Annotated in this window: 21 protein-coding genes and 1 riboswitch; of the genes, 6 read left to right on the forward strand and 15 right to left on the reverse strand. The window is 48.1% G+C overall.

Annotated features, from left to right (window positions below; all coding sequences use genetic code 11):
• Window positions 1-29: 29 nt before the first annotated feature.
• From oppF to C9I92_RS25355, 6 genes are all read right to left on the reverse strand, one after another.
• Window positions 30-1,019 (reverse strand): murein tripeptide/oligopeptide ABC transporter ATP binding protein OppF, encoded by a 990-nt coding sequence (gene oppF, locus C9I92_RS02840; protein ID WP_047884065.1) that lies wholly within the window; start codon window positions 1,017-1,019, stop codon window positions 30-32.
• Window positions 1,019-1,984: an ABC transporter ATP-binding protein gene (oppD, locus tag C9I92_RS02845; protein ID WP_047884064.1), complete on the reverse strand. Its 966-nt coding sequence runs from the start codon at window positions 1,982-1,984 to the stop codon at window positions 1,019-1,021. Before oppD ends, oppF begins: the two co-directional genes overlap by 1 nt.
• A 77-nt stretch (window positions 1,985-2,061) precedes the next feature.
• The gene (gene oppC, locus C9I92_RS02850) at window positions 2,062-2,973 is read right to left on the reverse strand and encodes an oligopeptide ABC transporter permease OppC (protein WP_047884217.1); all 912 of its coding nucleotides are present in this window, start codon (window positions 2,971-2,973) and stop codon (window positions 2,062-2,064) included.
• Between the two features lie 14 nt (window positions 2,974-2,987).
• Window positions 2,988-3,908 (reverse strand): oligopeptide ABC transporter permease OppB, encoded by a 921-nt coding sequence (oppB, locus tag C9I92_RS02855; RefSeq protein ID WP_047884063.1) that lies wholly within the window; start codon window positions 3,906-3,908, stop codon window positions 2,988-2,990.
• Between the two features lie 118 nt (window positions 3,909-4,026).
• On the reverse strand, window positions 4,027-5,658 hold the full coding sequence (locus C9I92_RS02860; protein WP_047884062.1) for an ABC transporter substrate-binding protein: 1,632 nt from the start codon (window positions 5,656-5,658) through the stop codon (window positions 4,027-4,029).
• Between the two features lie 445 nt (window positions 5,659-6,103).
• Window positions 6,104-6,280, reverse strand: coding sequence for a hypothetical protein (locus C9I92_RS25355; protein WP_157038305.1), 177 nt, complete (start codon window positions 6,278-6,280; stop codon window positions 6,104-6,106).
• Window positions 6,281-6,939: 659 nt separating this feature from the next.
• Here C9I92_RS25355 and C9I92_RS02865 point away from each other — a divergent pair.
• A complete protein-coding gene (locus tag C9I92_RS02865; protein WP_047884061.1) occupies window positions 6,940-7,344 on the forward strand; it encodes a MerR family transcriptional regulator in 405 nt (134 codons plus the stop codon).
• 193 nt (window positions 7,345-7,537) lie between these two features.
• On the opposite strand, the gene C9I92_RS02870 is transcribed toward C9I92_RS02865, so the two are convergent.
• The 6 genes from C9I92_RS02870 to moaA all read right to left on the reverse strand — a co-directional run bounded on the left by C9I92_RS02870 (window position 7,538) and on the right by moaA (window position 12,172).
• Window positions 7,538-8,572, reverse strand: coding sequence for a porin (locus C9I92_RS02870; protein WP_047884060.1), 1,035 nt, complete (start codon window positions 8,570-8,572; stop codon window positions 7,538-7,540).
• A 468-nt stretch (window positions 8,573-9,040) separates the two neighbouring features.
• Window positions 9,041-9,577: a hypothetical protein gene (locus tag C9I92_RS02875; protein WP_047884059.1), complete on the reverse strand. Its 537-nt coding sequence runs from the start codon at window positions 9,575-9,577 to the stop codon at window positions 9,041-9,043.
• Window positions 9,578-9,971: 394 nt separating this feature from the next.
• Window positions 9,972-10,418, reverse strand: coding sequence for a molybdopterin synthase catalytic subunit MoaE (moaE, locus tag C9I92_RS02880; RefSeq protein ID WP_047884058.1), 447 nt, complete (start codon window positions 10,416-10,418; stop codon window positions 9,972-9,974).
• A 2-nt stretch (window positions 10,419-10,420) separates the two neighbouring features.
• Window positions 10,421-10,666, reverse strand: coding sequence for a molybdopterin synthase sulfur carrier subunit (gene moaD / locus C9I92_RS02885; protein ID WP_047884057.1), 246 nt, complete (start codon window positions 10,664-10,666; stop codon window positions 10,421-10,423).
• Window positions 10,663-11,142 (reverse strand): cyclic pyranopterin monophosphate synthase MoaC, encoded by a 480-nt coding sequence (moaC, locus tag C9I92_RS02890; protein WP_047884056.1) that lies wholly within the window; start codon window positions 11,140-11,142, stop codon window positions 10,663-10,665. Before moaC ends, moaD begins: the two co-directional genes overlap by 4 nt.
• A 40-nt stretch (window positions 11,143-11,182) precedes the next feature.
• On the reverse strand, window positions 11,183-12,172 hold the full coding sequence (gene moaA, locus C9I92_RS02895; protein WP_047884055.1) for a GTP 3',8-cyclase MoaA: 990 nt from the start codon (window positions 12,170-12,172) through the stop codon (window positions 11,183-11,185).
• Window positions 12,161-12,319, reverse strand: a riboswitch (molybdenum cofactor riboswitch). (Overlaps the previous gene by 12 nt.)
• Before the next feature lie 181 nt (window positions 12,320-12,500).
• Here moaA and C9I92_RS02900 point away from each other — a divergent pair.
• From C9I92_RS02900 to yvcK, 3 genes are all read left to right on the forward strand, one after another.
• Window positions 12,501-12,728, forward strand: coding sequence for a hypothetical protein (locus C9I92_RS02900; RefSeq protein ID WP_047884054.1), 228 nt, complete (start codon window positions 12,501-12,503; stop codon window positions 12,726-12,728).
• A 154-nt stretch (window positions 12,729-12,882) separates the two neighbouring features.
• Window positions 12,883-13,458 carry an LON peptidase substrate-binding domain-containing protein gene (locus C9I92_RS02905; protein ID WP_047884053.1) on the forward strand — a complete coding sequence of 192 codons (576 nt, stop codon included), beginning with the start codon at window positions 12,883-12,885 and terminating at the stop codon, window positions 13,456-13,458.
• Between the two features lie 197 nt (window positions 13,459-13,655).
• Entirely contained in the window at window positions 13,656-14,603 is a 948-nt protein-coding gene (gene yvcK / locus C9I92_RS02910; protein ID WP_084712470.1) for a uridine diphosphate-N-acetylglucosamine-binding protein YvcK, read from the forward strand.
• Here yvcK and C9I92_RS02915 read toward each other — a convergent pair.
• From C9I92_RS02915 to uvrB, 3 genes are all read right to left on the reverse strand, one after another.
• Entirely contained in the window at window positions 14,565-14,924 is a 360-nt protein-coding gene (locus C9I92_RS02915; protein ID WP_047884052.1) for an Hpt domain-containing protein, read from the reverse strand. The genes yvcK and C9I92_RS02915 overlap by 39 nt on opposite strands.
• Before the next feature lie 18 nt (window positions 14,925-14,942).
• Entirely contained in the window at window positions 14,943-16,376 is a 1,434-nt protein-coding gene (gene luxO, locus C9I92_RS02920; RefSeq protein ID WP_047884051.1) for a quorum-sensing sigma-54 dependent transcriptional regulator LuxO, read from the reverse strand.
• A gap of 466 nt (window positions 16,377-16,842) precedes the next feature.
• Window positions 16,843-18,879 carry an excinuclease ABC subunit UvrB gene (uvrB, locus tag C9I92_RS02930; protein WP_047884049.1) on the reverse strand — a complete coding sequence of 679 codons (2,037 nt, stop codon included), beginning with the start codon at window positions 18,877-18,879 and terminating at the stop codon, window positions 16,843-16,845.
• A gap of 965 nt (window positions 18,880-19,844) precedes the next feature.
• Between uvrB and rsxA the strand changes: the two genes are divergently transcribed.
• Both rsxA and rsxB read left to right on the forward strand, forming a co-directional pair.
• The gene (gene rsxA, locus C9I92_RS02935; RefSeq protein WP_047884214.1) at window positions 19,845-20,426 is read left to right on the forward strand and encodes an electron transport complex subunit RsxA; all 582 of its coding nucleotides are present in this window, start codon (window positions 19,845-19,847) and stop codon (window positions 20,424-20,426) included.
• Window positions 20,427-21,008, forward strand: coding sequence for an electron transport complex subunit RsxB (gene rsxB / locus C9I92_RS02940; RefSeq protein ID WP_047884048.1), 582 nt, complete (start codon window positions 20,427-20,429; stop codon window positions 21,006-21,008). It begins immediately after the preceding gene.

Below are 21,008 nucleotides of genomic sequence, written 5' to 3' on the forward strand. Positions count from 1 at the left end.
CCGCGCTTAAAGCCTGTCACAGGCTTGGATTAGTGAGCATGCAGACAAGACACAGCGTGAATGTCAGTGCCTTCCAGCTGTGGTTTTTTCTCTGCACAAGCCGCGGTGGCTACCGGACAACGTGTACGGAAAACACACCCCGACGGCGGGTTCATTGGGGATGGTAAGTCGCCTTCCAGCAACTGAATTTCTTTATTACGTTCGAGCTCCGGATCCGGAATCGGCACGGCTGACATCAGCGCTTTGGTATACGGGTGCTTAGGTTCGGTGAACAACGCATCCGCTTCTCCCATCTCCACCGCATTACCCAGATACATCACCATCACGCGATCAGAAATATGTTTCACCACTGACAAGTCGTGAGCGATGAAAATCAGACTCAGACCCATTTCTTTTTGCAGCGATTTCAGCAGGTTGACCACTTGCGCCTGAATCGACACGTCCAGAGCAGATACCGGTTCATCACAGATAATCAGCTTCGGCTTCAGAATCAGGGCGCGGGCAATACCAATACGCTGACACTGGCCACCGGAAAATTCGTGCGGGTAACGGTTAATCACGTTCGGCAGCAGGCCCACTTTCGCCATCATGGCTTTAACCTGTTGCTTTACATCATCAGAAGACAGTTCCGGGAAATACGCTTTTAGCGGCTCAGCAATGATTTCGCCAACCGTCATACGCGGGTTCAGCGATGCCAGTGGATCCTGGAAAATCATCTGAATGTCTTTACGCTTTTCACGCATTTCTTTGTGATTCAGCCGAGTCAGATCCTGGCCCAACCACACAACCTTACCGTCAGTCGCTTCCACCAGGCCAATGACGGCACGAGCAAAGGTCGATTTACCACAACCAGACTCGCCCACGACCCCCAGCGTTTCACCTTCGTAAAGGCGAATACCGACCCCATCCACGGCTTTCAGCTTGAGAGGTTTGGTCCACGGCCAGGCCGATTTCTGGGCAATATCAAAGTGAACTTTCAGATCTGTAATATCCAGCAGCAGGTTCTTTTGTACATCCATTACCATGTCCCCACATCAGAAAAACAAGCACGTAAGCGGCCATCGGCAAACGGTTCCAGCGCAGGCGCCTCCTGCGAACAGCGGCTGGATGCCCGGTGGCAACGCTCCTGATACGGACAGCCAACTGGCAGACGCAGCAGGTTTGGCGGGTTACCCGGGATTGTCGGCAGCTCTTCCCCTTCCGTATCCAGACGCGGGATCGCTTTTAGCAGGCCTTCGGTGTACGGGTGCGCCGGCTTATAGAAAATCTCATCGATTTTGCCGTACTCCATGGTACGTCCGGCATACATGACCAGCACTTTGTCACAACTACCGGCTACCACACCCAGATCGTGAGTGATCATAATGATCGCCGTATTAAAGTCGCTCTTCAGCTCGTTCAGCAGTTCCATGATCTGCGCCTGAACGGTCACGTCGAGAGCCGTAGTCGGCTCATCGGCAATCAGCAGTTTAGGACGACACAGCAGCGCCATAGCGATCATCACACGCTGACGCATACCGCCGGAAAACTCGTGCGGGTACATAGTGATACGCTTGCGGGCTTCAGGAATTTTCACCGCTTCCAGCATACGTACGCTTTCTTCAAACGCTTCTGCTTTACCCATCCCTTTGTGCAACATCAGGACTTCCATCAGCTGATCGCTGACTTTCATGTACGGGTTCAGGGAGGTCATCGGATCCTGGAAAATCATGGCGATTTGTTCTGCCCTGATCTTATTCAGCTCTTTTTCCGGCAGGTTCAGGATCTCACGGCCTTCAAATTTGGCACTGCCAGAGATCACGCCGTTTTTCGCTAGTAATCCCATGATAGCAAAGACGGTCTGGCTCTTACCTGAGCCTGATTCGCCAACAATACCCAGGGTTTCACCCTGTTTCAGAGAGAAGTTCAGATCGTTTACCGCGGTGACAATGCCATCCTGAGTCTTAAACTCTACGCGTAGATCTTTGACATCTAATAAGCTCATAATACTTCCTTATAACTCTTCACCTTCAGCCTGAACGGTCAAGTTAAGCCGTCAGGCCGACGGGCGTCTTATTATTGTTATCTGTCTTTCGGATCCAGTGCGTCACGCAATCCGTCACCCACATAGTTAAAGCAGAACAGGGTCACCACCATAAAGGCGGCAGGGAACATCAATTGCCAAATCGCCACTTCCATTGTCTGTGAGCCTTCTTGCAGCAATGCGCCCCAACTGGTCATTGGCTCTTGTACCCCAAGGCCCAGGAAGCTGAGGAAGGATTCTGTCAAAATCATTGACGGTACCAGCAGCGTGGAATAAACAGCAACGATACCCAGTACGTTAGGCACGATATGGCGGGTAATGATGCGCCATTTGCTTACGCCTGAAACATGCGCGGCCTCGATGAACTCTTTGCTGCGCAGCGACAGTGTCTGACCACGCACGATACGCGCCATATCGAGCCAAGAAATGGCCCCGATTGCCACGAAAATCAGCATGATGTTTCGGCCAAAGAAAGTTACCAGCACGATCACGAAGAACATGAACGGAATGGAGTACAGGATTTCCAGAATACGCATCATGATGCGGTCTGTTCGGCCACCGATGAAACCAGAGGCCGCACCGTAAAGTGTACCGATAATCACGGCCACCAGCGCGCCCATGATACCGACCATCAATGAGATTCGACCGCCGATCAGGGTACGGGTGTAGAGGTCACGCCCCAGGCTGTCCGTCCCGAAGAAGTGCCCTTCCGGACCCAAACTTGGCGCGCTATGCAACGCGTACCAGTCAGTATCATCAAATGCGTACTGACTGAACATCGGGCCAAAAATCACGGCCAGGGAAATCAGGAACAGGATCGCCAGACTCACCATGGCCGCACGGTTGCGGGTGAATCGAATGCGGGCATCCTGCCATAAGCTACGGCCTTCAATTTCCAGCTGCTCGGAAAAATTTTCAACGGCCTTCACGTTTTCTTTTTTAGTAAGCATCATCTGTTGGCCTCTTAGTAACGAATCTTCGGATCAATGTACGCCAGCACAATATCAACCACGGCGTTGAAAATAATCGTTAGTGTCCCGATCAGGATAGTGATACCCAGAACCAGCGAGTAATCGCGGTTAAAGGCAGCATTCACGAACAACTTACCGATACCCGGCAGACCAAAGATAGTTTCGATAACCACAGAACCTGTGATGATGCCGACAAAAGCCGGACCCATGTATGACACCACCGGTAACATCGCTGGTTTCAGAGCATGCTTCAGGATGATGTAGGTGTAGCTCAGTCCCTTCGCACGTGCAGTACGGATGAAGTTACTGTTTAGCGTTTCAATCATGCTACCACGGGTAATACGGGCGAATGTCGCCACGTAAAGCAGCGACATGCCGATCATCGGCAGCAGCACAAATTTTGTAGAACCGTCGTTCCAGCCACCCGCCGGCAACCAGCCCAGGTTGATGGAGAAAATGTAAATCAGTACCGGCGCGAGGATAAAGGACGGCATCACTACCCCGGCCATCGCCGTCGACATAATGCAGTAATCCACCCAGCTATTCTGTTTCAGGGCGGCAATGGTACCGACCGTGACCCCCATTACCAGAGCAAAGATAAACGCAAAGAAACCGATTTTTGCCGATACCGGCAAGGCTTCAGAAACCAGCTCATTAACGGTGAAATCTTTGTATTTAAATGACGGGCCGAAGTCACCCTGGACGATATTGGTCAGGTACGTGGTGTACTGATCAAATACCGGTTTATCCAGGCCGTATTTGGCTTCAATATTCGCCATCACTTCCGGCGGAAGCGGGCGCTCACTTGAGAAAGGGTTACCTGGTGCAAAGCGCATCAGGAAGAAGGAAATTGTAATTAACACCAACAGGGTCGGTATTGCTTCAAAAATCCGTTTAGCGATGAATTTAATCATAAACTCCACCGTTCATCAGTCTGTGACAGTCAAATCAACTGGTATAAAAATACCAAAGCTGCACTGCTCTCTTCCTGAGAGCAGTGCATAAAGGATCATTGCTTATAGTAACTATGAATTAGTCAGCGATGATGTAGAGGTCTTTACTGAAGATGTTATCTTCAGGGTTACGCTCTGGGTAACCGCCTAGCTTAGGATTTACCAGACGTGCGTTCACATAGTGGTAGATAGGCATGATAGGCATGTCTTTCGCCAGCAGTGATTCCGCATCTTTGTAAGCACTTGAACGGTCTGCGTCAGATGCAGCAGTCAGTGCCAGGTCCAGTTTTTTGTCGTAAGACTGGCTAGTGTACTTCGGATAGTTCTGAGAGTGGCCATCACGCATGATTGCCAGGAAGGTAGATGCTTCGTTGTAGTCACCACACCAGCCGGCACGGGAAACGTCGAAGTTACCCTGACGCTTGCTGTCCAGATAGCTCTTCCACTCCTGGTTTTCCAGCACTGCTGTCACACCCAGGTTTTTCTTCCACATAGACGCGATAGCGACCGCAATCTTCTTGTGGTTTTCACTGGTGTTGTACAGCAGGTCGAATTTCAGTGGATTATCTTTGCCGTAACCCGCTTCAGCCAGCAGGGCTTTCGCTTTCTCTACGCGCTCTTTCTGAGACAGCTTAGAGTAGTCAGGCATTTCAACTTCCAGACCATTGGTCGCCAGTGGCGTGAAGTTGTAGGCTGGTGTTTCACCTTTACCAACGATGAATTTGGCAATAACGTCACGATCGATTGCATAAGACAGTGCTTTACGTACTTTCTCGTTATCAAACGGTGCTTTCGCCGTGTTGAACTCGTAGTAGTAAGAACACAGGTAAGGTGTCACTTTGACATCTTCCGGATGCTCTTTCACCAGACGGCTGAAGTGCTCGTTTGGCATTTCATAAGTAACGTCTACTTCACCGGCCAGGAAGCGGTTCATTTCAGCAACCTGATTTTCGATCGGCAGGTAAGTGACTTTGTTCAGTACCGTGTGGGCATTGTCCCAGTAGTTCGCATTGCGCGTCAGAACGATACGCTCGTTCACTACCCAGTTATCCAGCACGTATGCGCCATTGCTGACGTAATTTTCAGGGCTGGTCCACTTGTCACCGAACGTTTCAACGACCTTCTGGTTTACCGGCTTCATAGAAGTATGCACGGTCATTGAAACGAAATAAGGAACGGGTTTTTCCAGAGTGACTTTCAGAGTGTGCGCGTCTACCGCTTCTACACCCAGAGTGTCAGGAGATTTTTTGCCAGAAATAACATCTGATGCGTTCTGCATTGTTGTCATTTCCAGGTATGAAGCATAAGGAGAACCCGTTTTCGGATCCGCCAGACGACGCCAGGCGTATACGAAATCGCCGGCAACCACTGGGTCGCCGTTAGACCATTTAGCGTCTTTACGCAGGTGGAAGGTCCAGGTTGTGTTATCTGTTGTTTCCCATGACTCAGCAACACCGCCAACCAGCTTGCCTTCACCATCCTGGTTAACCAGACCTTCCAGCAGATCACGGATAACGTTAGATTCTGGTACACCAGATACTTTTTGCGGGTCCAGGGATTCTACTTCGGTGCCGTTGCCACGAACCATTTCCTGTTTATCAGCCAGTTTGACACCAGCAGGAACATTCGCAGCAAGAGTAGAAAATGATGTGGTTGCTACCGCCATACCCGCACCCAGAAGAAGAGCCTGGGTAATCTTATTCTTATACATGCATTAACTCCGATACATAGATTGTACGTCCTTGAGTCTCTTCGGTCGGCATAGACTCTAACCTGTTGCAATATTTGCATCGTTAATCCTAAACGACACAAAGCAACCGAAGAATTGGTCAAAACATTAGCAGGCATCGAAGTAATTTGCCACATTTTGTTTACAGAAAGCGACATAATTCCGATCTGTAACACCCATATAGAACAACCCACCAGATGCAACAAATGTTGCAGTTTGATGTATCACAGAACAGGTAATGAGGAGTAATTTCCGCCAGAAAACCCAAAAAACAACAAAAATTGAATAAATAATCATAAAACTGAACAAACCGGCAGCATATTCATCTTTTTGCAACGTTTAAAAAAAGAACAGTCAACTGGAGGTCTGTCAAAACTTGAACTCATACCAAAAAAAGCGCCTTTTCGGCGCTTAAAATTTGATCAGGCTATTTATTTTCACTGTCTATGTTGATGTTTGGCGGGATATCATCCATCGATTCTGCTTTTTTCTCGACGACAGGCTGCCTGCCTTCATGACTGACCACCTCGTCAAACAGACCATCGTGGTTAATATCACCCAGCATTTGTTTAATCCGGCGATTGCTCATGCGTTTGTGCTTCATGGAACCCTCCGCTGTTAACCGTTAAGTGCAGTGCATGACAAGCCCGGTTGCCATGCAGGGCTGATAAAACAGACAAAGCAGACGTAGTGCAATACTCTTTTCTGACGGCTGTCATTTAGTCTGATAAACCAGCACTTCTACACTATGGCACAGGATGACCTATCCTGCCGGAAGGGTCCGATTCTCAGCGCTTTTTTAATAACTGCTATGCATATAAAAGAGACCTTATAGAATAAGTTTTTACATAGACTCATTTTCAAGACGGACACGTTTCTCTAACACATGAATAACGCTACTATCATCTCTGTTGGCTATGCACTTCATAACATTAGTCTTAACCAACACATTCCGTTCCCGTTCCGTTCTATCTTGAGAGTTTGAAAAGTATGAGACCAGCTGGTTGTTTTTCACGTCCAAGCCCTTCCCGTGTACGTCATGGTTATGTGCCTCCGGCTCATAAAACCAAAGACGGTACCAACGGTGCCAAATAAGCGTTAGCAGCCTTGACACCACCTCTAGCCCCTTGATTTCAAGGGGCTAGTTTCTTCTTTATTACCTCACTTGTTATTTGCTCCCCACTGTGAAATTATCCGGAAGGATCAAGGAACAGGTCCCGGCCCTGACGGCCGTAACATCAGTGGTAATAAACGGAATGTACAATGATCACCAAACCCTCCTCCCGGCAACACACCTACTCCATTTCTGAACTGGCTGAAGAATTCTCAGTAACCTTAAGAAGTATCCGCTTTTACGAAGATCAGGGGCTTCTGAAACCACAGCGAGAAGGAAAAAACCGCATTTTCTCTCGTCAGGACAGAGCACGCCTAAAATTAATCCTGCGCGGAAAAAGACTGGGCTTTACGTTGAATGACATTCAGGAGCTGTTTAATTTGTACGATGCTGAGGCTCAAAACAAAAAGCAGGTGCAGGTGATGCTCAATACTATTCGGGCACGGCAGTATAAACTGCTGCAGCAACAGGCTGATATCGACCTGATCATGATGGAGCTCAACGCTGCCGAGCGCAGGTGTTACCAGCAAATGAACAAATTCGACGAACACTGATGATACAGAACAGGCCACGTTCCCGATTTTTCCCTCTTTATATAGGAGGTACCTAAAGATAAAAAAGGTGCCTAAGTACAAGAGCATCTATATAAAGAAGGAGTAATTCTCAGCTGGCTGGTTAGCCTATCCGATAAAAAAGCCCGGCAGATACCGGGCAAAAATAAACAAGACAATGAACCATGGACCAGAATTACCAGTAAACGCGAGCACCTACAGCAAACGAGCTTTCGCCGTCAGCAGTTGCAATACCAACGAAGCTATCGCTTTCTTTGTTGGTGTAGCCCAGTGTGCTGCCGTCAGCATACGCGTATTCAACATACACACGTGACCAGCTGTTGAAGTGGTAATCGGTGCCAATGTAGAACAGTTTACCGTCACCATCTTCGGTGAATGCATCGGATTTCTGATCTGTATATTCATAGCCCGCGTAAGCTGTTGCATTGTCCGCCCAGCTGAAAGTACCGGCCAGACTGTATGCGTCTTCATCGATGGTTGCACCAGTCGCTTTGTTTTCCAGTTCCGCGTTGTAGTACGTGAAACCGATCAGCGCCGGGCCAAAGGTATACTCAACAGTACCTTCATAGTAAGTGTTTTCGATATCCGCAGAAACACCATCGCCAATAGAAACGGTTTTATCACGGTTAACACCACCACCCAGGTGGAAGTTAAAACCACCAAAGCTTGATGCGACGAACAGCTCAGACAATTCCTGATTTGAATCATCTTCTGGCAAACCGTAGTTAGCAGCCAGAATGAAGTTTTCACCTTCGTAGTTATATTTAATCAGTGAATCGTGGCGAGCACCTGATAGCGTTGAATAACGCAGACCGGTTCCACCGAAGAAGTACGAGTAATCTGCACCGTAGATATCATCAGCAACAACCCACTGACGACCAAAGGAGATCTTTCCGAATTGAGTGTCCAGTCCCGCAAAGTGCAGGCGGTTTTTCATTGCATAATCTTCAGTATCGGTAGTGTAGTTAAGTCCGAATTCAACCTTACCGAAAACATCCACAGTATCATTAACTTTGTACTGCGCTTGCACACCAGCTCGTGATGAACCGGCATTTAGAGTCACATCCTTGTCCTCTAGCTTTTTGATTTCCGTACGCAACTGACCATAAAAATCGACCAGGGCCTCATCACTTTTCACGATTTCGACGGCCGACGCGGTGGTAGAGAATAATACGGCGGGAATAACTGCTGCTAGTAGTGTTTTTTTCATTTTACTTTCCTGTAATTATTTTGTGTATCAACTCGTCCTGAGTCGCCACGAAACATAGCAACAGAACTTTTTAACATCAACATAACAAAATACTGCTAAACAGCTTTCTAAAAAGATCTAAACCCAACCACCAAAAACATACAATCAACAAAAAAATGAATAAAAAACCAAAAAAACAGAACCAAGCAATTGATAAATTAATCATTAAATGACTAAAACACCTTTTCACATCAGGAAAAATTAAATAACTAAAAGGAATATTTAAACTATAAACAAACAAAATAAATATAAAAAAATCACATAAAACAAACATGAACACCGCAAAGCAGAACAAAAAACAGTCTATTTTTATCCTCACAAAGAATTTAATAATGGGGGATTTTTGCAGGGACTTAAGATTGGGATGGGCAAAAACAAAAAAGCGGATATGAAAATACCCGCTTATCAAATATGAAGATGAATGAATATTTAATGAAGTGGAATTCTGACAACCCACACTTTATGCTGTTCACACACATCGACACCTTGTTCAGCCATTTGACGTAAATAGGCTAAACGATGATGCCCTTCCAATAAGTTAAACGGGGCTTTCAGCGTTTTGCCATTAAGCATGGGTAGATCTCTTTCATAGTGGAGAACGATAGGCGCAACTGGCCAAGTCCCCAGCAACTGCATTTCCTGAACCAGCCAGCTTCTCTGGAACAGTGGATTCATCATTCGACCCGATAATTTGTTCACTGTATCAATATGAGGCGTTTGGATTTTTGACTGAATATTCGTGGTCGTCCACTCTTCTAAACTGAATCGCATTGACTGAAAATCCAGCCAGCCCCAATTATAAAAAACGCCTTTCCAATGGCGATACACCCATTGTTCCAACACATCATCCGGAAAATGCGGCAAAACGCGCTGCGCTTTTTCTTTCCATTGTTCCCAGGGTTCGCAGAAGCGACTGCCAAATCCCTCGGGCTCTAATTCATAGAGTAAACGATCGCTCCTGATCATAGGCCAGCTCCCTTGTCTCATTCTTCGTTGACTGACTAAGTGATTTGTTACTGAATGCAATCTCATGATTAGCCGGATATACAAGCCCCTCACAACGCCCGATTAACCATTCAGTTTTAATGGTTATTTATCACCTTTAAATTCAAAGTAGCACAGGGATAACAGAAAAAACACCTGAATAATCAAGAAAGTTTATGCAGCTGAATATAGGGGGATAGTTCGTGGTACAGCGTTTTCAACTGAAAGGGATAAGGGATTGAATTTCTCTTTAGAGGATATAGCTAGGTACGCGGCAGGGAGAACCAAAAATTGTAGCCGGAAAATGGTAACGCAATGTAGCACAGCACCTGAACAGACAGATATCAGGTGCTGATACAGGTCAGCAGACTGCTGATTATTTTTCCCAACGTTTAGCAGCGTTAGTATCTGTCTCTCGGGCATCTACCCATCGGGACGCTTCCTGGGTTTGCTCTTTCTTCCAAAACGGGGCCTGCGTTTTCAGGTAGTCCATGATGAACTCACAAGCTTCGAAAGCAGCACCGCGATGCGCGCTGGTCACGCCAACGAACACAATCTGATCACCCAGATTTAAATCACCTACCCGATGAATCACGCGCACTTTTAGCAGCGGCCAGCGTGTACGCGCTTTATCGACGATCTCAGCCAGCGATTTTTCCGTCATTCCCGGATAATGCTCCAGCGAGAGTCCGGTAACACTGTCTCCCTGATTGAAATCACGGACTTTACCGATAAACGTGACAACCGCGCCGGCGTCCGTCCCTTCCGCTAGCAGCGCATATTCCTCAGCCACCGAGAAATCTTCAAACTGAACAGAAATCATCATCAGCCTCCGGTCACTGGTGGGAAAAAGGCCACTTCATCACCGTCAGTCAGTTCGCTATCAAGAGACGTGATTGTCTGATTGACCGCAACCAGCAGCTTACCTGGCTCCAGCGCCAGCTGCCATTTATCACCCTGCTCCGCCAGATGGGCACGCAGTGCTTCAGCCGTCGCAAATTCAGGTGTCATTTCCAGGCTATCCGTCCCCACCAACTCTTTAACCTGTGCAAAAAACAGAACTTTAATCATGCTTCCACCTTAAAATGACCCGATTTACCGCCCGTTTTTTCCAGCAACCTAACCTGACTGATGACCATATCTTTTTGCACCGCTTTGCACATATCGTAAATTGTCAAAGCAGCAACCGATGCAGCAGTAAGAGCTTCCATTTCTACGCCGGTTTTTCCTGCTAGCTTACAACAAGATTCAATCCGTACTTTGTTTTCTGACTCAATGGCTTCCAGCTGTACTTCCACTTTTGACAGTAGCAGCGGGTGACAAAGCGGGATCAGATCCCAGGTTTTCTTCGCTGCCTGAATACCAGCGATGCGGGCTGTCGCGAAGACATCCCCTTTATGATGCTGTCCTGAGACAATCAACTGCAGTGTTTCAGGCGCCATATGCACAAAGGCTTCTGCGCGTGCTTCTCGTACTGTGTCTGCTTTTGCAGACACATCAACCATGTTTGCTTCGCCTGAAGCATTAATATGCGTAAACTGATTCATCCGTATTTACCAGAAGAAAAGAATTAGAGATCAGGCAGTCTTAACCGCCAATAGATGCCAGATGAGGAGTCATCCCGGTGTTGCCTTCCTGAAGAAAATGGCTCACCGCTTTATCATTCAACCCACCCTGAATACGCGCGATCAACGCCTCTCGCTGGTCATCCTGCTGCATGAGATCACGTAAGTCGACACCGTGATCGCCAAACAGACACAGGTGCAGTTTCCCCATAGCAGAGACACGCAAGCGGTTACAGCTTTTACAGAAATCTTTCTCGTAAGGCATGATCAGACCGATTTCACCCTGATAGTCCGGATGACAGAACACCTGAGCCGGGCCATCATTGCTGCTCTTGAGTTTAAGCACCCAACCGTTAGCAATGAGATGATTGCGGATCGCGACACCAGAGACATGGTGGTTATTGAATAACGTGTCCATCTCACCGGTTTGCATCAGTTCAATAAAGCGCAACTGAATAGGACGATGTTTGATCCAAGCCAGAAATTGCGGCAGCTGCTGGGAGTTCAGATCTTTAAGCAGCACGGTGTTGACCTTCACCTGCTCAAAACCGGCATCAAAAGCCGCATCAATGCCTTCCATCACCTGCTGAAACATGTTCTCGCCAGTGATCTGGTAGAACATTCTGGGGTCAAGGCTATCGACACTGACATTGATGCTCGTCAACCCGGCGTCACGCCATTGACGTACCTGCTTGGCCATCCGGTAACCATTGGTTGTGGTAGCCACTTTCTTAATGCCCGGCTGTTCTGCCACGGTGCGGATGATGTCGGTAAAATCTCGACGCAGGCTTGGCTCTCCGCCAGTGATGCGGACTTTTGTTGTGCCACATTCTGCAAAAGCAGCCGTAACTCGATGGATTTCATCCAGCGTCAGAAAAGACGGCTTTTTCTTCTCCGCCGGGTGGTAGCCATCAGGCAAGCAGTATGTGCATTTGAAGTTACAGACGTCTGTAACTGAAAGACGCAAATAATAGAATTTGCGATGGAAGCTATCTTCAAATTGTTTCGCCACGGAACACCTTTCCAAATATGGGAGGCCGATGCATTTCTTTATCGACCCTGGTGACAACCTGTCACTGGCTTAACTCACCTATCCCCGTCACAGACCCTTGGCCAAGATCAGGAACTTAGTGCAGCAAGCTCGGAGTTATGGCAATTGTGCCTCTGTTGATTAAACCGAAATGAGCACAATAGCGTACTGTTAATAAAAGTATCAGATCATTAGCACGTGTGGCAAATCACTGCAAAAAATTCGTGCCGCATTCTACCGTTCCACAGATTTCACGACAATACTACTTAAGTAAGTATGGGAATATTTTCTTACAAAAAGTGAGGATATTATGTCCAATATTATCGAATCGGCTTCAATTGATGATATTGCGCTCTACTTGCAGCGGGAAGAAGGTCTGGATGCCAAGCAAGCCAGGAAACAAGCTCAGCAAGTGATCGACGGTTTTCTGGATATGCAGGAGAAAGGATTAATTAAAGGATGGTACTTTGACGAACAAAGCCATTTAGAGCTGCTGCCTAGTGACAACGCGCTAAAAATCATTGCAAATCAAAAATGATTCGCAAAATGCACAGGAATATATGCAATTCGTTTTGCAAAATGAAACTACAACATTTTAAAACGGCCACCAGCGTAGAAATAGCAGCAGTCTGAAATTCCGGCATCACATTTGCTTTGTCTATATCACCAGACAAAGGCAACCGGAGCAGACTATGAAACAGTACATTCCACTATTATTTCAAAAACGTCATATCTTGCCTGGTGGCCGTATTCCAATCCGTATCGCCCCTGGTACACAAATGGAAAACTTTAAATCGGCCATGAAGTCCAGTCAGAGTCTTGGTGTTTGCATGTTTGATCAAGATGAACACGGTCAGCACTTCTTCCATATTGGCACCCGCGTGACTGTCGAAGATTTTGACATCTCACCAGAAGACGGAACGCTGATTGTCACCGTGGTCGGCCACGAAACGTTTCGTATCGACAGCTTGCAGGAGTGCGATGAAGGCATGTTCATGGCGGAATGCGAAAGTATTCCACGCTGGCCGGACATTGAGCTTCGCCGGGATCAGCAAATTCTGGCAGACAAACTGAAAGTCGTGTTTGACAAGCACCCCGAACTCAGCGGGCTACACAAGAAAAAACAATACAACAACCTGAGCTGGCTGTGTCAGCGTTGGCTGGAGTTATTACCGGTACCGGCGAGTGAGAAACAAGTACTGTTGAGTGCTCCGAACTGCCATGACACCTACGACTATCTGATGAGCATTATGCAAAAACCGCATTGATACCTTAAACCGCATTGATACCCAATTGCTGCCGATGTTGTCTTTCCGCCCTCTCCGCCTTTTTGAGAGGGCATTTTTTATTCAGCCCACCCATACTAAACGTGATTAATATATCATCCCGGCACCTGCAGTTGTTTCCTCTGACATTGACAGGTTACACTCGGGGCACAGCAAGAATTTGATCACAGACAGACTCCATGACGTCAGACAGTACCCGCGCAATTACGGTTGACCCTCTTACACCGACCGATACCACTCCGGCCGACACCGGCCCACGCATTGTTGCCATTGGCGGTGGACATGGGCTTGGCCGCATGCTTTCAGCCCTATCCGACTTTGGCGATAAGGTCACCGGCATTGTCACCACAACGGACAACGGAGGTTCAACCGGCCGTATACGAGCCTGTCAGGGCGGTATCGCCTGGGGGGATACCCGCAACTGTATTAACCAGCTGATTACTGAGCCTTCGGTAGGGTCGATGATTTTTGAGTATCGGTTCAAGGGCAATGGCGAACTGGATGGCCATAACCTGGGTAATCTGATGCTTAAGGCGCTTGATAATCTGTCCATTCGGCCGTTGGAAGCCATCAACCTGATCCGGGATATGCTCAAAGTGCAACCTCATATTCTACCGATGTCAGAACACCCGGCTGATCTTTCTGCCATGACCCCAAGCGGAGAAATCATCTGTGGCGAGACCAGCGTCGATGAGCTGGAAGACGTACCGCTGCGGCTTTACGTTGAACCGGCAGTGCCTGCGACCAAAGAAGCGGTTCAGGCAATTGAACAGGCCGATTTAATCCTGCTGGGCCCGGGTAGCTTCCTGACCAGCATTATGCCGCCGTTATTGCTCAAAGAGATTGAGCTGGCACTGAAGCGCTGCCGCGCGAAGATCGTCTTTGTAATGAATCTGGATAAGGAAAAAGGCCCTGCGGGAAAAATGACCCTGGCCGATATGCTGCGTTGGTGTGAACGTTCGATGGGCGGCCGCCCGATTGATGTGATTGTAACTGATCGCCAGCAGGAGGCGATTGATGCGAAGTATCAGCAACTGATTATGCCCCTCGCATCAAACAACCACCAGTGGCGGCACGACAGAGAAAAGTTACGACAGGCAGTTGACCGGATTCTCCAGGCTCGCTAATCGTCTGTATTCTATCGCCATACCTTCCACCATCTGTCTGTATTCAGGCAGATGGTCCAGAATCCACTGATCCTGCCCCTGTTTCACCCGAGACTCGCATTCCTGAGCCATTACGGCCAGTTCATCTGCCCCAAAGCTGGCGGCACTGCTTTTAATCGCGTGGCTGATCTCCCGTACCTGGCTGATCGTAGGCTGGGAGGATAATTGACGAAAATACTGGTCAAGTTCGTCGCTGAACACATTCAACAGCAGCTGCAATGTGTCGTGACCCACTTCATCAGCCATTCGTTTGATGGTATCTGCATTGATAATCGATGTCATGCAATACTCTCCCTACAACTAACCTTGGGCTTCCTGCCAGGTTTGTAATTTTCGATAAATCGTTGACGGACTGACTTCCAATAAGCCCGCAGCGCGCGGAATATTTCCATCACAGGCATCGATGGCCGCCTGAATCGCTCGCTTTTCGACTACCCAGAGCGGTTCAACCTGTGACTTATCTACAATTTGGCTGGTTCCCACCGACGGTACTGGATCGCCCTCCAGCGGGGTACTCACCACTGTGTTACGAGGAGATGCAAAATTAACGCCACCATTGTTAATGGGAGGCGGAACCATCATCAGGGTGACTTCTTCACCACTATTGAGCACGACGATATTCCGAATTACATTCTGCAACTCTCGGACATTCCCCTGCCAGTGGTAGCGACGGAATAACTCCATGACTTCAGGTGCAAAACGGCTGAAATTTTTGCCCTCTTCCACTGACATCAACGCCAGCAGGGCATGCGCAATTTCAAGGACATCCTCCCCACGATCACGAAGTGGTGGCAGGGTTATCGGAATAACATGCAGGCGGTAGTATAGATCTTCACGAAAACGACCTTCTTGCACTTCCAACCACGGGTTACGGTTTGTTGCACAGACAAAACGGACGTCAACCGACTGCGTTTTGGATGAGCCCACCTTCTGATAAGTGCCGGTTTGAATAAAGCGAAGCAACTTGCTTTGCAAATCCAAATCCATTTCACATAACTCATCAAGAAACAGGGTGCCGTTGTTCGCCATCTCCACAGCGCCCTGACGCTCGGTCGATGCCCCGGTAAACGCACCTTTCACGTGGCCGAACAGTTCACTTTCAATCAGCTCTTTTGGAATCGCGGCACAGTTAAGCGCGACAAACGGCTTATCGCTGCGTGGGCTGGCAGCATGAATGGCTTCGGCACACACTTCTTTACCGGTTCCGCTTTCACCGGTAATAAAGACTGTCGCTTTACTGGAAGCCGCTGATTCAATCACCCGATACACGGCTTGCATCGGTAAGCTGTTCCCGATAAATCCCTGATACTGCGCACCGGTTTGTTTTGAGGTTGTCTGCCCTTCACTTTTGCGCTGTTCTTCTTTCAGCGCCTGATTGACTGTCACCCGGAGCCGATCGGCTTCGCACGGTTTAATCAAAAAGTCCTGAGCGCCATATCGCATGGCTTCAACCGCCACATCGATTGAACCATGCGCCGTCATGATCACGACCGGCACATTCGGATAATCATTTTTGACCGCTTCCAGCACTTCTAAACCGGTCATATCAGGCAATCGCAAGTCAAGCAGGATCAAATCCGGGACGGTATCTTTAATAAACGCCAGCGCATCGGAACCTGTTCCAACGATAGTGACAGCCACTCCAAGCGGATTCAGGTAGGACTTGTACAACGTCGCTACGGACGCCGTGTCTTCAACCATCAAGACTTGACGCTGTTTAGATTTGCTCTCCATTGCCCCTCCAAATCCAGTGACTCTTTACTAATTGTAATAAATAGAAAAAAAGAGGTATCACTTTTTTATTATGTTTGCATTTTTGTGCGAATTTTTCATTATGAATTGCATATTGATTTGCAAAATGCAATTCGCAGTACGGTTCTGCAAGTCAATCATGTTCAAAAACCCCACTATCCCCAATAAAAAAGTGCAATTAAAGAACACAACAAAAGTTGGCACAGTGCCTGCATTAACTATTGTGACTCTTCCTGAGAGTCAACCTAGCCAACTGACGTTGTTTGTGGAATATTTTCACTTAAACAATGACGCCAACCGACCTATTTTCGGTTGGCTTTTTTTTACCTGAAATTTGGCTACGCTGAACCGTTTGTCCTAATTCAGGCTGAAAAACTTGCCTTTCAGCCACTGATTACATGCAGCAAAGATACAAACTACAAAAAAACTACGGCTCAGCGACGACTACTCAACTGTTCGCGATGAACTGCTCTCTCAGGCTGTGGATCTTATCGCGCAACTCGGCCGCGGTCTCAAACTCCAGGTTCTGGGCAGCATCATACATTTGCTTTTCAAGTCCCTGAATTTCCGACTCCAGCTGCTGCGGAGTCATCGTGCTATACGTACCTTTCTTCTCAGCCACTTTATGCAGCTGTGCAGCCCGATTCGTTTTACGGCCTTTACCGGCACCACCCAGCTCCATGATGTCGGACACTTTCTTGTTGAGTGCTTGTGGCACAATGCCGTGCTTTTCATTGTGCGCGATCTGCTTGTCACGACGCCGGTTAGTTTCGTTGATCGCCCGTTCCATTGACCCGGTTATCCGGTCAGCGTACAGAATCGCGCGGCCTTCAAGGTGACGTGCCGCACGGCCAATTGTCTGGATCAGAGAACGCTCAGAGCGCAGGAAGCCTTCTTTGTCGGCATCCAGGATTGCCACCAGTGATACTTCCGGCATATCCAGACCTTCCCGCAACAGGTTGATCCCGACCAGCACATCAAACTCACCCAGACGCAAATCACGAATAATCTCAACCCGCTCAACGGTATCAATATCTGAGTGGAGGTACCGCACTTTTACCCCATGCTCACTCAGATATTCAGTCAGGTCTTCTGCCATACGCTTGGTCAGGGTTGTTACCAGCACCCGCTCATTTTTGGCCTCTCGAATACGGATTTCCGAGAGCAGATCATCCACCTGGGTGGCTACCGGTCGCACCTCAATTTCAGGATCCAGCAGGCCAGTAGGACGAACCACCTGCTCTGCAATTTCACCACCAGATTTATCAATCTCATAGCTGCCCGGCGTCGCAGAAATATAAAGCGTCTGCGGAGCCAGTGCTTCAAATTCTTCAAATTTCAAAGGTCGGTTATCCAATGCCGACGGCAGTCGGAACCCGTACTCAACCAGATTTTCCTTCCGGGAACGATCCCCCCGGTACATAGCCCCGATTTGCGAAACCGTCACGTGGGATTCATCGATGATCAGCAAACCATCTGGCGGCAGGTAATCAAACAGTGTCGGTGGCGGTTCACCTTCCGCGCGCCCACTGAGGTAACGGGAGTAGTTTTCGATACCGGAACAAAAGCCCAGTTCATTCATCATCTCAATATCAAACTGAGTACGCTGAGTAATACGCTGCTCTTCCACCAGCTTATTATTTGCCAGCAGATCTTTTTTACGGCTTATCAGCTCGACTTTGATGCCTTCAATAGCTTCCAGTACCCGTTCTCGCGGCGTGACGTAGTGGGTTTTCGGATAAATGGTATAACGCGGCAGATCGCGCTGCAGAATGGCGCCGGTAAGAGGATCAAACACACTGATACATTCCACTTCCTCATCAAACAGCTCGATACGGACGGCTTCTTTTTCCGATTCCGCCGGGAAGATATCAATGACTTCGCCACGCACCCGGAAATGCCCCCGCTCAAAAGCCATCTCATTACGGGTATATTGCAGCTCCGCAAGACGACGCAAGATATCGCGCTGGTCGATAATATCGCCACGGCGAATATGCAGCATCATTTTCAGGTATGAGTCCGGATCCCCCAGACCATAAATCGCCGACACCGAAGCAATAATGATGACATCGCGTCGCTCCATCAGCGCCTTAGTGGCCGACAGCCGCATTTGCTCAATGTGAGAATTCACCGAGGCGTCTTTTTCGATAAACGTATCCGTGGTCGGCACGTAGGCTTCCGGCTGATAGTAGTCATAATAAGAGACGAAATATTCCACCGCATTTTCCGGAAAGAACTCTCTCATCTCGCCATACAACTGCGCTGCCAGCGTTTTATTGGGAGCAAGAATCAAGGTAGGACGATCTGCTTCGGCAATCACATTCGCCACTGTGAAGGTTTTACCGGTTCCCGTTGCGCCCAGCAGCGTCTGGTGCGCCAGTCCGGCTTCCAACCCCTCCAGCAACTGCTTAATAGCCCCCGGCTGGTCACCGGAAGGAGCATAGTTGGAAGACAGCTTAAACGTTTTGCTAGAAGACTTATCCATAGAATTACCGTACTGGCTATATGATCAGTGGCCTACATTGTCCTATGCCGTTTTATTATGTCAATCATTCATCCAAGATCCAGCGTGCCACAATAGCTTTATGTATCTCCTGATCAGGGATTAACTGGCCTTATCTACACTCGACGCCATGGTTCAAAACTGAAACAAAAAATTTATATCTCACCTATTGATCCTAACTGGCTATCGGCGTATTATCACTGCCCTCACACAGCACATTGTCAACTTTATTTGGCAATACATCGCTTATCACCACCTCTTTTATACCTTTACTAGCACTTAGTTTCCCACAGCTTATCCAAGTTTCTGAGATTCTTAATTCACAGAAAAACGTGCCAGAAGAAATACCTGAAGTAATTACTCTAAATAAGATTTTCTGCCTCTTGCTTTTTTAGCTCATACCTTCTATTACAGCCATTTATTCCCTTTAACGATATCGATCAAAAAGCAACCACACCGTATCAAAAGGGCGCTCTATGCTATTTTTCCATATATCAATTAACACACTTATCCACAGTTTCCGTGGATAACTCAGCTAACGCCTTGTCTTTACAGGCCAAGAAAAAAGCAAGCGGATAATGACGCTTTTCACGCTTTTTCTAACGAGCGTTTAATTCAAACTCTAATTGAGCAATATTTAACCATAAACTCTTACTTTAGCCCTTCAACTTTACGAAACACTCCACCTAGGATCGGAATCTGATTCTGAGGTTCCCTCCTTTACATTCGCCCCGAGGGTCAAGCGGATAACTGCCGACAGTGACAAAAGGATGCCATGCTTTAAATTCTGGTGACTTTGGTTAAGGAAAGTTAACTTAACCGTCAACAACCGCAGAATGAATGGCGAAAAGGTCGCCGAAGAGCAAAAACCCTGCTCGATGGGAGTTGTTATAGATCTTACAAAGGCAGATAATATTAGGATCTTTTGGAAATTGTATTTTGGCGGTATGACTGAATACCTTCTGCTTCTTGTCGGTACAGTGTTGGTTAACAACTTTGTACTGGTCAAATTCTTAGGGCTTTGCCCCTTCATGGGGGTCTCCAAAAAACTGGAGACCGCAATCGGTATGGGCCTGGCAACCACATTTGTGCTGACGCTGGCCTCGGTCTGCGCGTACCTGGTCGAAACCTACATCCTTGTCCCGTTGGGCATTCAATATCTCAGAACCCTGAGTTTTATTCTGGTGATTGCAGTTGTCGTTCAGTTCACCGAAATGGTTGTGCATAAAACCAGTCCGACACTTTACCGACTGCTGGGTATCTTCCTGCCGCTGATCACGTCGAACTGTGCCGTTCTCGGCGTCGCGCTGCTGAACATCAATGAACGCCATAACTTTATCGAGTCCGTGATTTACGGTTTTGGCGCGGCTGTGGGCTTCTCACTGGTGCTGATACTGTTTGCCTCCATGCGTGAGCGCATTGCTGCCGCTGATGTACCGACCCCCTTTAAAGGTGCCTCTATTGCCATGATTACCGCGGGCCTGATGTCTCTGGCCTTTATGGGCTTTACTGGATTGGTGAAACTATAAATGAGTGGGTTAATCATTGCGGTTATCGCGATTGCCGTCCTTGCCGCTATTTTCGGTCTGATCCTGGGGTTCGCCTCCGTCCGCTTCAAAGTGGAAGCTGATCCGATTGTCGAACAGATTGATGCCATCCTACCGCAGACTCAGTGCGGCCAATGTGGATACCCGGGCTGCCGCCCTTATGCAGAAGCCATTGCCAACGGCGATGACATCAACAAATGCCCTCCGGGCGGTCAGCCAACCATCGAGAAACTGGCCGATCTGATGGGCATTGAAGTGCAGGAAATGGCGCACGATCCGGAAAAAAGCATCAAAAAAGTCGCTTTTATCCACGAAGACATGTGTATCGGCTGTACCAAATGTATTCAGGCTTGTCCGGTTGATGCGATCGTCGGCGGCACGAAGGCCCTGCACACCGTCATCAAAGAAGAATGTACCGGTTGCGACCTGTGTGTGGCACCTTGCCCGACGGATTGTATTGAGATGATTCCGGTCGAAACGACGCCTGAAAACTGGAAGTGGAATTTAAACCAGATTCCGGTGGTAAACCTTCCGGCAGAGCACAACGAGAACGCGGTGAAGTAA

Origin of the sequence: Photobacterium ganghwense (assembly GCF_003025595.1) — a bacterium.
Lineage (GTDB): Bacteria > Pseudomonadota > Gammaproteobacteria > Enterobacterales > Vibrionaceae > Photobacterium > Photobacterium ganghwense.

Excerpts from the sequence above, each read along its gene's own strand:
- oppF (WP_047884065.1), bottom strand. The coding sequence starts at position 1,019 with ATGGATGTACAAAAGAACCTGCTGCTGGATATTACAGATCTGAAAGTT.
- oppD (WP_047884064.1), bottom strand. The coding sequence starts at position 1,984 with ATGAGCTTATTAGATGTCAAAGATCTACGCGTAGAGTTTAAGACTCAG.
- oppC (WP_047884217.1), bottom strand. The coding sequence starts at position 2,973 with ATGCTTACTAAAAAAGAAAACGTGAAGGCCGTTGAAAATTTTTCCGAG.
- oppB (WP_047884063.1), bottom strand. The coding sequence starts at position 3,908 with ATGATTAAATTCATCGCTAAACGGATTTTTGAAGCAATACCGACCCTG.
- C9I92_RS02860 (WP_047884062.1), bottom strand. The coding sequence starts at position 5,658 with ATGTATAAGAATAAGATTACCCAGGCTCTTCTTCTGGGTGCGGGTATG.
- C9I92_RS25355 (WP_157038305.1), bottom strand. The coding sequence starts at position 6,280 with ATGAAGCACAAACGCATGAGCAATCGCCGGATTAAACAAATGCTGGGT.
- C9I92_RS02865 (WP_047884061.1), top strand. The coding sequence starts at position 6,940 with ATGATCACCAAACCCTCCTCCCGGCAACACACCTACTCCATTTCTGAA.
- C9I92_RS02870 (WP_047884060.1), bottom strand. The coding sequence starts at position 8,572 with ATGAAAAAAACACTACTAGCAGCAGTTATTCCCGCCGTATTATTCTCT.
- C9I92_RS02875 (WP_047884059.1), bottom strand. The coding sequence starts at position 9,577 with ATGATCAGGAGCGATCGTTTACTCTATGAATTAGAGCCCGAGGGATTT.
- moaE (WP_047884058.1), bottom strand. The coding sequence starts at position 10,418 with ATGATTTCTGTTCAGTTTGAAGATTTCTCGGTGGCTGAGGAATATGCG.
- moaD (WP_047884057.1), bottom strand. The coding sequence starts at position 10,666 with ATGATTAAAGTTCTGTTTTTTGCACAGGTTAAAGAGTTGGTGGGGACG.
- moaC (WP_047884056.1), bottom strand. The coding sequence starts at position 11,142 with ATGAATCAGTTTACGCATATTAATGCTTCAGGCGAAGCAAACATGGTT.
- C9I92_RS02900 (WP_047884054.1), top strand. The coding sequence starts at position 12,501 with ATGTCCAATATTATCGAATCGGCTTCAATTGATGATATTGCGCTCTAC.
- C9I92_RS02905 (WP_047884053.1), top strand. The coding sequence starts at position 12,883 with ATGAAACAGTACATTCCACTATTATTTCAAAAACGTCATATCTTGCCT.
- yvcK (WP_084712470.1), top strand. The coding sequence starts at position 13,656 with ATGACGTCAGACAGTACCCGCGCAATTACGGTTGACCCTCTTACACCG.
- C9I92_RS02915 (WP_047884052.1), bottom strand. The coding sequence starts at position 14,924 with ATGACATCGATTATCAATGCAGATACCATCAAACGAATGGCTGATGAA.
- luxO (WP_047884051.1), bottom strand. The coding sequence starts at position 16,376 with ATGGAGAGCAAATCTAAACAGCGTCAAGTCTTGATGGTTGAAGACACG.
- uvrB (WP_047884049.1), bottom strand. The coding sequence starts at position 18,879 with ATGGATAAGTCTTCTAGCAAAACGTTTAAGCTGTCTTCCAACTATGCT.
- rsxA (WP_047884214.1), top strand. The coding sequence starts at position 19,845 with ATGACTGAATACCTTCTGCTTCTTGTCGGTACAGTGTTGGTTAACAAC.
- rsxB (WP_047884048.1), top strand. The coding sequence starts at position 20,427 with ATGAGTGGGTTAATCATTGCGGTTATCGCGATTGCCGTCCTTGCCGCT.